This is a genomic window from Paracoccus sp. (in: a-proteobacteria) (assembly GCF_030604785.1).
In the GTDB taxonomy this organism is placed as follows: domain Bacteria; phylum Pseudomonadota; class Alphaproteobacteria; order Rhodobacterales; family Rhodobacteraceae; genus Paracoccus.
This window is the reverse complement of the sequence record NZ_JAUVVF010000019.1, coordinates 16,658-28,752: the sequence shown is the minus strand read 5'-3', so window position 1 is coordinate 28,752 and position 12,095 is coordinate 16,658. Positions and strand designations below refer to the sequence as shown.

Genomic DNA, 12,095 nt, shown 5'->3' with positions numbered 1-12,095 from the left:
GGACTAGAAGCGGCACAGTTTTCATCCGAACTGCGAAGGACGACCCCACATGGCAGGTCATTCCAAATGGGCCAATATCCAGCACCGCAAGGGCCGTCAGGACGCCGCGCGGTCGAAGCTGTTTTCCAAGCTCGCCAAGGAGATCACCGTGGCGGCGAAGATGGGCGACCCCGACCCTGAAAAGAACCCCCGCCTGCGTCTGGCCGTCAAGGAGGCCAAGTCGAAATCCGTCCCAAAGGACGTGATCGACCGCGCGATCAAGAAGTCGCAAGGCGGCGACGCCGAGAATTACGAGGAAATCCGCTACGAGGGCTATGGCCCCAACGGCATCGCGCTGGTCGTCGAGGCGATGACCGACAACCGCAACCGCACCGCCTCGAACGTGCGCAGCTACTTCACCAAGGCGGGCGGCGATCTGGGCCAGACGGGTTCCGTCAGCTTCATGTTCGACCGGGTGGGCGAGATCATGTATCCGCTGTCGGTCGGTGACGCCGACACCGTGATGATGGCCGCGATCGAGGCGGGCGCGGACGATGTCTCGACCGACGACGAGGGGCACTGGATCTATTGCGCCGACACCGCGCTGAACGAGGTCTCGACCGCGCTCGAGGGCACGCTTGGCGAATCCGAGATGGCCAAGCTGATCTGGAAGCCGCAATCGCCGACCGAGATCACCGATATCGAGACCGCGCAGAAGCTGATGAAGCTGATCGACATGCTGGAAGATGACGATGACGTGCAGAACGTCACCGGCAATTTCGACCTGTCGGGCGAGCTGGCCGCCCAGATGTGACGCATCCGCGCCCTAGCGGAACCGTTCCGTCAGGGCGCGCAGCCGGTCCGACAGGCTCTGCGGCTGGTCCGCAGGCTTCGTGTCGGCCGTCGTGTCGGGCTTGGCGGGGCGGGGCGAAGGCGCGGCCTCGTCGCGGGTGGCGCCCGCACGCCCCGCATTCCGCGGCGGCGCGGTCCGCGCGGCGACGGCGTTCAGAAAGCGCGGCCCGTCGCCCGAGGCCAAAGCCTCGGCCCCGTCCGAGACCCCGCGCAGCAGGTCCTCGAGCCAGTCCTGATCGGCCTTGGCGAAATCCGACAGCACATAGGGGGCGACCTTGTCCTTGTGCCCCGGATGGCCGATTCCCAGCCGGACACGGCCGTAAGCCTCGCCGATATGCTGGTGGATCGAGCGCAGCCCGTTATGGCCCGCATGGCCGCCGCCCTCCTTCAGGCGGCACTTGCCCGGCGCCAGATCCAGTTCGTCATGAAGGACGATCACCTCGGCGGGGGTGAGCTTCAGATAGCGCATCGCCTCGCCGACGGACTGCCCCGACAGGTTCATGAATGTCTGCGGTTTCAGCAGAACGACCCGCGCGGCGCCGATCCGACCCTCGGCGGTCAGGCCCTGAAAGCGGGCCTTCCACGGCCCCAGCCCGTGATCCCCGGCCATGCGGTCCAGCGCCATGAAGCCGATATTGTGGCGGTTTGCGGCATATTTCGCGCCCGGATTGCCCAGACCGACGATCAGTTTCATCAGGCGCCCCCGTCCTTGGTGCTGCCCCGGCAGAGGGCATTTCTGATTTGCGTCCCTTGCGGCGGACCTTGCCGGTTACTAAGACTCTGTCAACCTTTCGCGGCTAAGACGGGGTGGAATGCCCTCACGAATCGCGGGAACAGGGAAGAACAGCAAGGACAGAAGATGAGCGATCCGGCAGAATTCTACATGAACACCCTCGTTCCCATGGTGGTCGAACAGACCTCGCGCGGCGAACGGGCCTATGACATCTTCTCGCGCCTGCTCAAGGAACGGATCATCTTCGTCTCGGGCCCGGTCCATGACGGCATGTCCACGCTGATCTGCGCGCAGCTTCTGTTCCTCGAGGCGGAAAACCCCTCGAAGGACATCAGCATGTATATCAACAGCCCCGGCGGCGTCGTGACCTCGGGCCTGTCGATCTATGACACGATGCAATACATCCGCCCGCGCGTCTCGACGCTGGTCGTGGGGCAGGCGGCCTCGATGGGCTCGCTGCTGCTCGCCGCGGGCGAACCGGGCCTGCGCTATTCGCTGCCCAACAGCCGCGTGATGGTCCACCAGCCCTCGGGCGGGTTCCAGGGGCAGGCGACCGACATCCTGATCCATGCGCGTGAGACCGAGAAGCTGAAGCGCCGCCTGAACGAGATCTATGTGAGGCATACCGGCAAGACCCTCGCCGAAGTCGAGGAAGCGCTGGAGCGCGACCGTTTCATGTCGCCCGAAGAGGCAAAGGAATGGGGCCTGATCGACGAGGTCGTCGCACCGCGCGGCAAAGTGGATCCGGACAAGAAATAGCCGCGTTGGGGATTGTGACGGGCTCGGTCCGTCCGTAACATGAAGACAAGCCCGCTTTGCCCTCTGGGCGGGGCGGGAAATCAGGACATGCGGCCGAAGGCGACAGCCCGGGCCGCCCGCAGACCGCCTGACCGGCTGCGGAATTGAAGGAAGTGGACGATGGCGAACCAGTCCGGCGGCGACAGCAAGAACACGCTCTATTGCAGCTTCTGCGGCAAGAGCCAGCACGAGGTGCGAAAGCTCATCGCGGGGCCGACCGTGTTCATCTGCGATGAATGCGTCGAGCTGTGCATGGACATCATCCGCGAAGAGACGAAATCGACCGGGCTGAAGACCGGCAACGGCGTGCCGACCCCGCGCGAGATCTGCGGCGTTCTGGACGATTACGTGATCGGCCAGGAACATGCCAAGCGCGTCCTGTCGGTGGCGGTGCACAACCACTACAAGCGGCTCAATCATGGCGGCAAGGGCGATATCGAACTGGCCAAGTCGAACATCCTGCTGATCGGCCCGACGGGCTGCGGCAAGACGCTTCTGGCGCAGACGCTGGCCCGCATCCTGGACGTGCCCTTCACCATGGCGGACGCGACCACGCTGACCGAGGCCGGCTATGTGGGCGAGGATGTCGAGAACATCATCCTCAAGCTGCTGCAGGCCAGCGAATACAATGTCGAACGCGCGCAGCGCGGCATCGTCTATATCGACGAGGTCGACAAGATCACCCGCAAGTCCGACAATCCCTCGATCACCCGCGACGTCTCGGGCGAGGGCGTGCAGCAGGCCCTGCTGAAGATCATGGAGGGCACCGTCGCCAGCGTGCCGCCGCAGGGCGGGCGCAAGCATCCCCAACAGGAATTCCTGCAGGTGGACACGACGAACATCCTCTTCATCTGCGGCGGGGCCTTTGCGGGGCTCGACCGGATCATCGCGCAGCGCAACAAGGGCACGGCGATGGGCTTCGGCGCCTCGGTCAAGGAAAACGATGATCGGGGCGTGGGCGAGCTGTTCAAGGAGCTCGAGCCCGAGGACCTGCTGAAATTCGGCCTGATCCCCGAATTCGTCGGCCGTCTGCCGGTCATCGCGACCCTGACCGATCTGGACGAGGAAGCGCTGATCATCATCCTGACCAAGCCCAAGAACGCGCTGGTCAAGCAGTATCAGCGCCTGTTCGATCTGGAAGGCGTGCAGCTGACCTTCACCGACGATGCGCTGACGGCCATCGCCAAGCGCGCCATCAAGCGCAAGACCGGCGCGCGCGGCCTGCGCTCCATCATGGAAGAGATCCTGCTGGACACGATGTTCGAGCTGCCCGGCATGGACAGCGTGGTCGAGGTGGTCGTCAATGAGGACGCGGTCGAGAATCCGAGCGTGAAGCCCCTGCTGATCCACACCGATTCCAAGAAGGAAAGCGCCTCGGCCGGCTGAGGCGCGCCCTTTCGGCATTCCGTCACGCTGGACCTTGCCGCCGATCTGCGGCATATGACCTTCGATAGACCTTCAACACGGTGGACCCGATGTCCTTTCTGCTGCGTTTCCTGACCTGGTGGAACAGCCAGACGCTCAACACCCAGTTCTGGACCTGGCGCAACGGGGTCAAGGTCGGCGAGGATGCCGAGGGGAACGTCTTCTACAAGAGCCGCGACGGAAAGCGTCGTTGGGTCATCTACAACGGCGAATCCGAAGCCAGCCGCATCAGCCCCGAATGGCATGGCTGGCTGCATCACACCTGGAACGAGGCGCCGACCGAACAGCCCCTGCCGCGCAAGACCTGGGAACAGCCTCACAAGCCGAACCTGACCGGCACCCCGGCCGCCTATGTTCCCGAGGGTTCCCTGATGCGCGCCCAGCCCGCTCAGCGCCGCGATTACGACGCCTGGCAGCCGGAATAGATGAGCGGAAGCGCGTCCGAGGCACGGGCCGAGCTGGTCGCCGGGGGGCTGGTCCTTGCGCTGGCCCTGGGCTTTCTGGGCTGGGCCGCCAGCGGGCGGATGATGCCCGGCAGCGGCTATGAGGTGACGGCCTCCTTTCCCGATGTCGATGGGGTGACGGTGGGCACCGAGGTCCGGCTGGCCGGGGTGCCGGTCGGCCGCGTCGCCGCGATCTCGCTCAACCGGCAGACCTATATGGCGGATGCGGTGCTGCGGCTGCCGCAGGACGTGCTGCTGCCCTCGGACAGCGCCGCGATCATCCAGTCCGACGGGCTTCTGGGCGGCGCGTATATCCAGATCCAGCCCGGCGGCAGCATGGACAATCTGGCCCCCGGCGACGAGATCGAGGATGTCCAGGGCGCGGTCAGCCTGTTGCAGCTGATGATGAAGTTCGTGGACAGCCAATCCGGCGAGGCCGCGCCATGAAGCGCCTGGCCGCGGTGCTGGCCCTGTCGCTCGCCACCGGTGCCCTCGCGCAGGATCAGGTCGAGACGCAGCGTGCCGGCGGCGCCATGCTGCGGGGGCTGGACAAGGTGTCGGGTCGCGTCACCGACCTGCCGGTCGAGGTGGGCGAGGCGATCCGCTACGGCCGGCTCGAGATCCGGCTGGGCGAGTGCCGCTACCCCGCCGCCGATCCCAGTTCGGACGCCTTCGCCCAGTTAACGATCATCGACCTGCGCCAGAACGCGCAGGTCTTCGCGGGCTGGATGCTGGCGAGCGCGCCGGCCCTGTCGGCGCTGGACGATGCGCGCTATGATGTCTGGGTGATCTCCTGCCAGAGCTGAGCGGCTTCGGGCAGCGGATGCAGGCGGAAATCGGCGGGCATGGCGATCGCTTCGCGCAGAAGCGCCTGATAGCGGGCGCGCGGGATCTCGTAGCCGCCCATGCTGGCCAGATGCGGGGTCAGGAACTGCGTGTCGAAGAGCCGGAAGCCGCAGTGCTTCAGATGCGCCGACGCCCAGAGCAGCGCCATCCGCGACCCGTTCCGCCGCGTCGAGAACATCGATTCACCAAAGAACGCCGCGCCGATCGTGACGCCGAAAATGCCGCCTGCCAGCGCGCCGTCCTGCCGGATCTCGATGGCATGGGCATGGCCCGCATCGTGCAGGCGGCGATAGAGCAGCCTCAGCGGCTCGTTGATCCAGGTGGTCTCGCGCGCGGCACAACCTGCGACGATGGCGTCGAAATCGCCATCGAGATGCGCCGACCAACGGCCCCGGAGCAGGTCGCGCCTGAGCGAGCGCGAGGCATGGACGCCGCCAACCGGCAGCACCCCGCGCATCGGAGGATCGACCCAGAACAGGCGGTCATCCTCGGCGCTGTCGGCCATGGGAAAGATGCCCCGCGCATAGCTGTCCAAGAGACGCGCGGGGCCGATCATCGGCTCAGCCGTAATGCTGTTCCAGCCAGCGCTCGAGCCAGTGGATCGAGTAATTGCCGGATTGGATGTCAGGCTCGGCCAGAAGGGCGCGGAACAGCGGCACGGTCGTGTCGACCCCGTCCACGATCAGCTCGCCCAGGGCGCGCGACAGGCGCGCCAGCGCCTCTTCACGATCGCGGCCATGCACGATCAGCTTGCCGATCAGGCTGTCGTAATAGGGCGGGATCGAATAGCCCTGATACAGCGCCGAATCCATCCGAACGCCCAGCCCGCCGGGGGCGTGATACTGGGTGATGCGGCCGGGGCAAGGCGTGAAGCCCGGCACCCTTTCGGCGTTGATCCGCACCTCGATCGAATGGCCGTTGATGACCAGATCGTCCTGTTCGAACTCCATCGGCAGGCCGGCGGCGACGCGGATCTGCTGACGCACGAGGTCCACGCCGAAGATCGCCTCGGTGACGGGATGCTCGACCTGAAGGCGGGTGTTCATCTCGATGAAGTAGAACTCGCCGTCCTCGTAGAGGAACTCGATCGTGCCCGCGCCGGAATAGCCGATCTTGGCCACGGCATCGGCGCAGATCTTGCCGATCCGGGCGCGTTCCTCGGGGGTGATGGCGGGGCCGGGGGCTTCCTCCAGCACCTTCTGGTGGCGGCGTTGCAGCGAGCAGTCGCGTTCGCCCAGATGGACCGCTCGGCCCTTGCCGTCGCCGAAGACCTGGATCTCGATATGGCGCGGCTTCTGGAGGTATTTCTCGATATAGACGTCGGGATTGCCGAAGGCGGCCTTGGCCTCGGACCGGGCGGTGCGGAAGGCGACTTCCAGACCCGTCTCGTCCTGGGCGACCTTCATGCCGCGACCGCCGCCGCCTGCCGTGGCCTTGATGATGACCGGATAGCCGATCTGGGCCGCGACGCGCTTGGCCTCGTCCACGTCGCCCACGCCGCCATCGCTGCCCGGAACGCAAGGCACGCCGAGCGCCTTCATCGTGTCCTTGGCGGTGATCTTGTCGCCCATGATGCGGATATGTTCCGCGCGCGGGCCGATGAAGACCAGGTCGTGATCCTCGACCATCTGCACGAAGCCGGCATTTTCCGACAGGAAGCCGTAGCCCGGATGGATCGCCTGGGCGCCGGTGATCTCGCAGGCCGAGATCAGGGCGGGCATCGACAGGTAGCTTTGCCCCGAGGGGGGCGGGCCGATGCAGACCGATTCGTCGGCCATGCGGACATGCATGGCATCCGCATCGGCGGTGGAATGGACCGCGACCGAGGCAATGCCCATCTCGCGGCAGGCGCGGATCACGCGCAGCGCGATCTCGCCCCGGTTGGCGATGAGGATCTTGTCGAACATGCGCGTCACTCGACGATCATCAGGGGCGTGCCGAACTCGACCGGGGTGCCGTCATCGACCAGGATGCGCTTGACGGTGCCAGCGCGGGGCGAGGGGATGTGGTTCATCGTCTTCATCGCCTCGACGATCATCAGCGTGTCGCCCTCGGCCACGGTCTGGCCGACGGTAACGAAGGGCGCGGCGCCCGGCTCGGCCGCCAGATAGGCGGTGCCGACCATGGGCGAGGCGACGGCGCCGGGATGGCTGGCCGGGTCCTCGCTGGCGGCGGGGGCGGCCAGGGCCGCGGGCGCGGCGGGGGCAGAGGAAGCGGGGGCGGATGCTGCGGCCGGGGCCGCGGCGGGCGCCTGCGCATAGACGACCTGTTTGCCCTGCTTGGTCAGGCTGACGGTCAGGCGGTCATGTTCGCCATATTCCCGCTTGACCGAGATCTCGTTCAGCTCGCTCGAATTCAGCAGTTCGGCCAGCGACCGGATGAAGGCAACATCGCCCTCGTGATGCTTGCCCGTTTTGGAATCGTTGCTCATGCCATCCTCTGCCATGTTCTGGTCGGGCCGCGTTCCTGCGCGGCGATTGCGGGGCTTATAGCCTTTCTGCCTGCCCGAGGGGAAGGGTCTGGCGCCCATCAGGGGCGGCAGGGCCGGAATTCAATGCCTTCAGCCCTGCCGTGCCGCCTTTTCGGCCAGACCCGAGAGACCTTCGCGCCGGGTCAGTTCGGCCTCGACCTCGGCCAGGCTGATGTCGCGCGCGGCCAGCATGACCAGCAGGTGAAAGATCACGTCGGCGGCCTCGGCGGTCAGGCGGTCGCGGTCGCCCCTGACGGCCTCGATGATCGCCTCGACGGCCTCTTCGCCGAATTTCTCGGCGCATTTCTCGGGGCCTTTGGACAGAAGCTTGGCGGTCCAGCTGCTGTCGGGATCGGCGCCCTTGCGGGCCTCGATCGTGGCGGCAAGGCGGTGAAGCGCGCTCATGTCAGCCTCATCGGGATGCCGGCCGCGGCCATGTGGGCCTTGGCCTCGGCGATGGTGTGGGTGCCGAAATGGAAGATCGAGGCGGCCAGGACCGCACTGGCGCGGCCCTCTGTCACGCCCTCGACCAGGTGATCCAGCGTGCCGACACCGCCCGAGGCGATGACGGGGATGTTCACCGCATCGGCGATGGCGCGGGTCAGGGGCAGGTTGAAGCCCGCCCGCGTGCCGTCACGGTCCATCGAGGTCAGAAGAATCTCACCCGCGCCCCTGGATTCCACCAGCCGCGCGAATTCGACGGCGTCGATGCCGGTCGGTTTCCGGCCGCCATGGGTGAAGATCTGCCATTCGCCCGGCGCGACGGTCTTGGCGTCGATGGCCACGACGATGCACTGGCTGCCGAATCGGTCTGCGGCCTGGGCCACCACATCGGGATCAGCCACGGCGGCCGAGTTGAAGCTGACCTTGTCGGCCCCCGCCAGCAGCAGCGCGCGCACATCGTGGTGGGTCCGCACGCCCCCGCCCACCGTCAGCGGCACGAAGCATTGTTCTGCCGTGCGCGTGACCAGATCGAACATCGTGCCGCGGTTTTCATGCGTTGCGTGGATGTCGAGAAAGCATATCTCGTCAGCGCCGGCGGCGTCATAGGCGCGGGCGGCCTCGACCGGGTCTCCGGCATCGACCAGGTCGACGAAATTGACGCCCTTGACCACGCGGCCATCGGCCACGTCGAGGCAGGGGATGATGCGGGTCTTGAGCATCGGGCAGGGCCTTTGTCGGGATCGGTCAGGCTGCTTCTAGCGCAGGCCGGCCCGCGGGGCCAGAGCGGGCAGGGGGGCGCTGCCCCCCACCGCGCAAGCGCGAGTCCCCCCGGGATATTGGGGCCAAGGCAAAGGATCAGCCGAGCGCGGCCAGAGCTTCGCCCAGATCCAGCGCGCCGTCATAGAGGGCCCGGCCCGAGATCGCGCCGGCGATCACGCCCGTCGCGGCCAGCGCCTTGAGGTCATCCAGCGAGGAGACGCCGCCCGAGGCGATGACGGGGATCTGGACGGCGCGGGCCAAAGCCTCGGTCGCCGCGATGTTGGGGCCGCCCATCGCGCCGTCGCGGTCGATATCGGTGTAGATGATCGCGGCGACGCCGGCATCCTGGAACTGGCGGGCGAGGTCGGTGGCGTCGATATCGGTCTCGGTCGCCCAGCCGCGCGTGGCGACGCGGCCCGCCCGCGCGTCGATACCGACCGCAATATGACCCGGAAAGGCGGCTGCGGCCTCGCGCACCAGATCCGGGTTCTCGACCGCGACCGTGCCGAGGATCACCCGGTCGAGCCCGCGCGAAAGCCAGGTCTCGATCGTCGCCATGTCGCGGATGCCGCCGCCAAGCTGGGCGGGGATGTCGATGGCGGCGAGGATCGCCTCGACCGCAGCGGCGTTGACAGGGTGGCCCGCGAAGGCGCCGTTCAGGTCCACCAGATGCAGATAGCGCGCGCCCGCATCCTGGAAGGCGCGGGCCTGGGCTGCGGGGTCGGTGCCGAAGATCGTCGCGGCCTCCATCTCGCCGCGCAGGAGGCGCACGCAATTGCCGTCTTTCAGGTCGATGGCGGGATAGAGGATCATGGCGCGCCCTTCCGTGATGGTGTCGGTCTGGCGCGTCTTTGGCATGACGCAAGGTCCGGCGGCAAGGGGCGGACCTCACGTCATGCTTGCCAGATGCGAGGCCACCGCGACAATCTGGTTCCATTCCTGAGGAGGAGGGACCATGCGTCACATCATTCTGGCCGCCGGGCTGGCGCTTGCCGCGGGCGCGGCTGCGGCCGACCCGATCGAGGGGGTCTGGCAGACCCAGCCCGACGAGGGCGCCTTTGCTCATGTCACGATCGCGCCCTGCGGCAATGCCTATTGCGGCACGATCACCCGGGCGTTCAAGGATCAGGCGGAATATGCCTCGCCCAATGTCGGGCGGCAGATCGTCATCGACATGGCGCCCCAGGGCGGCGGCAATTATCAGGGACGCGTCTGGCGTCCGGCCAATGACCGCATCTATGCCGGCAAGGCCAGCGTCTCGGGCGACCGGATGAGCCTGTCGGGCTGCGTTGCGGGCGGGCTTTTGTGCAAGAGCCAGACCTGGGTCAAGGTGCAGTAGGCATCACGCCGGGCGGGGCCGCTTCATGTTGGCCAGGTGGACCTCGATCGCCTCGTTGATGTCGTCATACCACGTCAGCCGCCCCGCCTCGAGCACGGCGCCGCAATCGCAGATCTCGCGCAGAAGGCTCATCGAGTGACTGACGACGACCGCCCCGGCCTGGGCCAGGCGGTCGTTGAAGACGCGGTTGGATTTCGCCTTGAAGGCCGCGTCGCCCACCGCCGAGACCTCGTCGACCAGATAGGTGTCGAAGGGCACCGCCATCGAGATGCCGAAGGCCAGGCGCGATTTCATCCCCGAGGAATAGGTCCGGATCGGCATCTTGAAATGCTGCCCCAGCTCGGCGAAATCGGCCACGAAATCGACCATCTCGTCGGTGTCGATCCCGTAGATGCGCGCGACGAAGCGGGTGTTCTGCTCGCCCGTCAGTTCTCCGCTGAAATTGCCCGAAAAGCCCACCGGCCAGCTGATCGTGCCGGTCGAGAGGATGCGCCCCGAACTGGGCAGCATCGCCCCCGAGATCATCTTGAGCAGCGAGGACTTGCCCGCGCCGTTGCGCCCCAGCAGCGCCACCGAGGTGCCGCTTGGAAAGGTCGTGGTGATGTGGTCGGCCACGACCTTGTGGCGGCCGTTCAGGGTGTAGGTCTTGCAGAGGTCGTCGAGATGGATCATCGCCGGTCGCGCAGGCTGTAGAAGACCAGCGTGCCGATGATCCAGATCAGCGAGAGGAACCCGAAGATCATCGCCAGCAAAGTGCCGCGTTCGGGGAATTCGGCGTCCTGCGCCAGAGTGGGGCGGATATAGGGCGCCAGATAGCGGGACTGGCGGGCGGCCTCGGCGCGGGCGGCCTCGTAGCTGGCCAGTGCCGTCGTGTAGCTGGTTTCCGCGAATTGACGTTCGACGGCGAGGGTCTCGAATTCACCGACCAGATCGGACAGGGCGCGTTCGCCGTTGACGCTGCCGATCTTCAGCCGCTCGGCCTCGATCTGTTCGCGGATCACCGAGATGCGCAATTCGGTCTGGGCGATGCGCGGGTCGTTGTCCTGGGCATTCGCGCGCAAGAGGCCAAGCGCGACAAGCTGTTCGGCAAGCTGCTGCTGAAGTGAGCTGACCACGCCGACCTGCCCCTGCACATCCGCTGCCGGATCGACCAGCTGATAGCGGTTGCGGAACTCGGTCATCTGGGTGCGCGCCTCGCGCAGGCGGGATTCGGCGCGGTCCAGTTCCTGGCGGGCATAGCGCAGCGCATCCTCGCGCGCGACGTCGTTCAGTTCGTTGATGAGGATGCCGCCCTCGTCGAGGATGGCCTTCGCGATGGCCTGGGCATCTTCGGGGGTGAAGGCCAGGATCCGCAGGTCGATCATGCCGGTGTCGAAATGGATGCGGACCTTGCGGTCCCATTCGCGCGACAGATCCTCGAGGCTCTGGCCGCCGCGGAAGCGGAAGACCGGATCGTCGGGCGCCTTCGACCAGACCTCGCGCAGGTCGATGCGGGCATTCACCCGCTCGACCAGATCGCGGCTCTGGATGAACTTGTAGAGGATGTCGGTATCGCTGGTCGAACTGCTCGTCACCCCGACCAGAGAGCCCAGCCCCCCAAGGATGTCCGAGGCGCCCGGCGCGCTTTCGCTGCGGACCGAGAAGCCGACATAGGAAGCGTACTGATCGGCCGCGCGGAAATGCAGATACCATGCGCTGACCAGCAGCGGCAGGATCACGGCCAGCGCAAAGCTGATCGCCAGCCCGTAATGACGGGGCTTCATCGAGGCGGGGCTGGCGGGCGGCCGGATCGGCTGCTTGCCGGGGCCGCCCTTGGGCGCGCCGGGCTTCGCGGCTGCGGGCTTCGCGGCGGCCGGTTGCGAAGCTGCAGGTTGCGGCTGCGAGGATGCGGGCTGCTGGGCCGGGGGCGCGACCTGTGCGGGGCTGTTCGAGGGAACCGACATGCGCTTGGGCCGCCTTGGCTTGTTGATCTCTGCCCGGCCCTCATACATAAGCCCGATGGACAGT

Annotated in this window: 16 protein-coding genes; 7 read left to right on the top strand and 9 right to left on the bottom strand. The window is 66.7% G+C overall.

The annotated features are described in order from the left end of the window. Positions 1–49 precede the first annotated feature (49 nt). Positions 50–793, top strand: coding sequence for a YebC/PmpR family DNA-binding transcriptional regulator (locus QAR72_RS08060; RefSeq protein ID WP_304616854.1), 744 nt, complete (start codon positions 50–52; stop codon positions 791–793). A gap of 12 nt (positions 794–805) precedes the next feature. On the opposite strand, the gene pth is transcribed toward QAR72_RS08060, so the two are convergent. Beyond that, positions 806–1,525 carry an aminoacyl-tRNA hydrolase gene (gene pth, locus QAR72_RS08055; RefSeq protein WP_304616853.1) on the bottom strand — a complete coding sequence of 240 codons (720 nt, stop codon included), beginning with the start codon at positions 1,523–1,525 and terminating at the stop codon, positions 806–808. Between the two features lie 165 nt (positions 1,526–1,690). On the opposite strand from pth, the gene QAR72_RS08050 reads away from it, so the two are divergent. From QAR72_RS08050 to QAR72_RS08030, 5 genes are all read left to right on the top strand, one after another. Continuing rightward, positions 1,691–2,323, top strand: coding sequence for an ATP-dependent Clp protease proteolytic subunit (locus tag QAR72_RS08050; RefSeq protein ID WP_304616852.1), 633 nt, complete (start codon positions 1,691–1,693; stop codon positions 2,321–2,323). 159 nt (positions 2,324–2,482) lie between these two features. Next, positions 2,483–3,748 (top strand): ATP-dependent Clp protease ATP-binding subunit ClpX, encoded by a 1,266-nt coding sequence (gene clpX / locus QAR72_RS08045; RefSeq protein WP_304616851.1) that lies wholly within the window; start codon positions 2,483–2,485, stop codon positions 3,746–3,748. An 89-nt stretch (positions 3,749–3,837) separates the two neighbouring features. Beyond that, positions 3,838–4,212 carry an NADH:ubiquinone oxidoreductase subunit NDUFA12 gene (locus tag QAR72_RS08040; protein WP_304616850.1) on the top strand — a complete coding sequence of 125 codons (375 nt, stop codon included), beginning with the start codon at positions 3,838–3,840 and terminating at the stop codon, positions 4,210–4,212. Further along, positions 4,213–4,677 carry an outer membrane lipid asymmetry maintenance protein MlaD gene (gene mlaD, locus QAR72_RS08035; RefSeq protein WP_304616849.1) on the top strand — a complete coding sequence of 155 codons (465 nt, stop codon included), beginning with the start codon at positions 4,213–4,215 and terminating at the stop codon, positions 4,675–4,677. It begins immediately after the preceding gene. Beyond that, a complete protein-coding gene (locus QAR72_RS08030) occupies positions 4,674–5,036 on the top strand; it encodes a DUF2155 domain-containing protein (protein WP_304616848.1) in 363 nt (120 codons plus the stop codon). Before mlaD ends, QAR72_RS08030 begins: the two co-directional genes overlap by 4 nt. On the opposite strand, the gene aat is transcribed toward QAR72_RS08030, so the two are convergent. The 6 genes from aat to hisA all read right to left on the bottom strand — a co-directional run bounded on the left by aat (position 5,003) and on the right by hisA (position 9,562). Continuing rightward, entirely contained in the window at positions 5,003–5,632 is a 630-nt protein-coding gene (aat, locus tag QAR72_RS08025) for a leucyl/phenylalanyl-tRNA--protein transferase (RefSeq protein ID WP_304616847.1), read from the bottom strand. The genes QAR72_RS08030 and aat overlap by 34 nt on opposite strands. Before the next feature lie 4 nt (positions 5,633–5,636). After that, the gene (gene accC / locus QAR72_RS08020; protein ID WP_304616846.1) at positions 5,637–6,983 is read right to left on the bottom strand and encodes an acetyl-CoA carboxylase biotin carboxylase subunit; all 1,347 of its coding nucleotides are present in this window, start codon (positions 6,981–6,983) and stop codon (positions 5,637–5,639) included. A 5-nt stretch (positions 6,984–6,988) separates the two neighbouring features. Next, positions 6,989–7,507 carry an acetyl-CoA carboxylase biotin carboxyl carrier protein gene (gene accB / locus QAR72_RS08015; protein WP_304616845.1) on the bottom strand — a complete coding sequence of 173 codons (519 nt, stop codon included), beginning with the start codon at positions 7,505–7,507 and terminating at the stop codon, positions 6,989–6,991. Positions 7,508–7,636: 129 nt separating this feature from the next. Next, positions 7,637–7,951: a phosphoribosyl-ATP diphosphatase gene (locus tag QAR72_RS08010; RefSeq protein WP_304616844.1), complete on the bottom strand. Its 315-nt coding sequence runs from the start codon at positions 7,949–7,951 to the stop codon at positions 7,637–7,639. Further along, complete coding sequence (hisF, locus tag QAR72_RS08005) at positions 7,948–8,709, bottom strand: imidazole glycerol phosphate synthase subunit HisF (RefSeq protein ID WP_304616843.1); 762 nt, start codon at positions 8,707–8,709, stop codon at positions 7,948–7,950. The genes QAR72_RS08010 and hisF overlap by 4 nt, the downstream gene beginning before the upstream one ends. Positions 8,710–8,845: 136 nt before the next feature. After that, positions 8,846–9,562: a 1-(5-phosphoribosyl)-5-[(5-phosphoribosylamino)methylideneamino]imidazole-4-carboxamide isomerase gene (gene hisA, locus QAR72_RS08000; protein WP_304616883.1), complete on the bottom strand. Its 717-nt coding sequence runs from the start codon at positions 9,560–9,562 to the stop codon at positions 8,846–8,848. A gap of 142 nt (positions 9,563–9,704) precedes the next feature. On the opposite strand from hisA, the gene QAR72_RS07995 reads away from it, so the two are divergent. After that, positions 9,705–10,088, top strand: coding sequence for a DUF2147 domain-containing protein (locus QAR72_RS07995; protein ID WP_304616842.1), 384 nt, complete (start codon positions 9,705–9,707; stop codon positions 10,086–10,088). Between the two features lie 3 nt (positions 10,089–10,091). On the opposite strand, the gene QAR72_RS07990 is transcribed toward QAR72_RS07995, so the two are convergent. Both QAR72_RS07990 and QAR72_RS07985 read right to left on the bottom strand, forming a co-directional pair. Next, positions 10,092–10,760 (bottom strand): ABC transporter ATP-binding protein, encoded by a 669-nt coding sequence (locus tag QAR72_RS07990; RefSeq protein WP_304616841.1) that lies wholly within the window; start codon positions 10,758–10,760, stop codon positions 10,092–10,094. Next, positions 10,757–12,031: a sugar transporter gene (locus QAR72_RS07985; protein ID WP_304616840.1), complete on the bottom strand. Its 1,275-nt coding sequence runs from the start codon at positions 12,029–12,031 to the stop codon at positions 10,757–10,759. The genes QAR72_RS07990 and QAR72_RS07985 overlap by 4 nt, the downstream gene beginning before the upstream one ends. Between the last annotated feature and the right edge of the window lie 64 nt (positions 12,032–12,095).

Bases quoted from the DNA above. Each gene is read 5' to 3' on its own strand.
- QAR72_RS08060 (WP_304616854.1), top strand. From the start codon at position 50: ATGGCAGGTCATTCCAAATGGGCCAATATCCAGCACCGCAAGGGCCGT.
- pth (WP_304616853.1), bottom strand. From the start codon at position 1,525: ATGAAACTGATCGTCGGTCTGGGCAATCCGGGCGCGAAATATGCCGCA.
- QAR72_RS08050 (WP_304616852.1), top strand. From the start codon at position 1,691: ATGAGCGATCCGGCAGAATTCTACATGAACACCCTCGTTCCCATGGTG.
- clpX (WP_304616851.1), top strand. From the start codon at position 2,483: ATGGCGAACCAGTCCGGCGGCGACAGCAAGAACACGCTCTATTGCAGC.
- QAR72_RS08040 (WP_304616850.1), top strand. From the start codon at position 3,838: ATGTCCTTTCTGCTGCGTTTCCTGACCTGGTGGAACAGCCAGACGCTC.
- mlaD (WP_304616849.1), top strand. From the start codon at position 4,213: ATGAGCGGAAGCGCGTCCGAGGCACGGGCCGAGCTGGTCGCCGGGGGG.
- QAR72_RS08030 (WP_304616848.1), top strand. From the start codon at position 4,674: ATGAAGCGCCTGGCCGCGGTGCTGGCCCTGTCGCTCGCCACCGGTGCC.
- aat (WP_304616847.1), bottom strand. From the start codon at position 5,632: ATGATCGGCCCCGCGCGTCTCTTGGACAGCTATGCGCGGGGCATCTTT.
- accC (WP_304616846.1), bottom strand. From the start codon at position 6,983: ATGTTCGACAAGATCCTCATCGCCAACCGGGGCGAGATCGCGCTGCGC.
- accB (WP_304616845.1), bottom strand. From the start codon at position 7,507: ATGAGCAACGATTCCAAAACGGGCAAGCATCACGAGGGCGATGTTGCC.
- QAR72_RS08010 (WP_304616844.1), bottom strand. From the start codon at position 7,951: ATGAGCGCGCTTCACCGCCTTGCCGCCACGATCGAGGCCCGCAAGGGC.
- hisF (WP_304616843.1), bottom strand. From the start codon at position 8,709: ATGCTCAAGACCCGCATCATCCCCTGCCTCGACGTGGCCGATGGCCGC.
- hisA (WP_304616883.1), bottom strand. From the start codon at position 9,562: ATGATCCTCTATCCCGCCATCGACCTGAAAGACGGCAATTGCGTGCGC.
- QAR72_RS07995 (WP_304616842.1), top strand. From the start codon at position 9,705: ATGCGTCACATCATTCTGGCCGCCGGGCTGGCGCTTGCCGCGGGCGCG.
- QAR72_RS07990 (WP_304616841.1), bottom strand. From the start codon at position 10,760: ATGATCCATCTCGACGACCTCTGCAAGACCTACACCCTGAACGGCCGC.
- QAR72_RS07985 (WP_304616840.1), bottom strand. From the start codon at position 12,031: ATGTCGGTTCCCTCGAACAGCCCCGCACAGGTCGCGCCCCCGGCCCAG.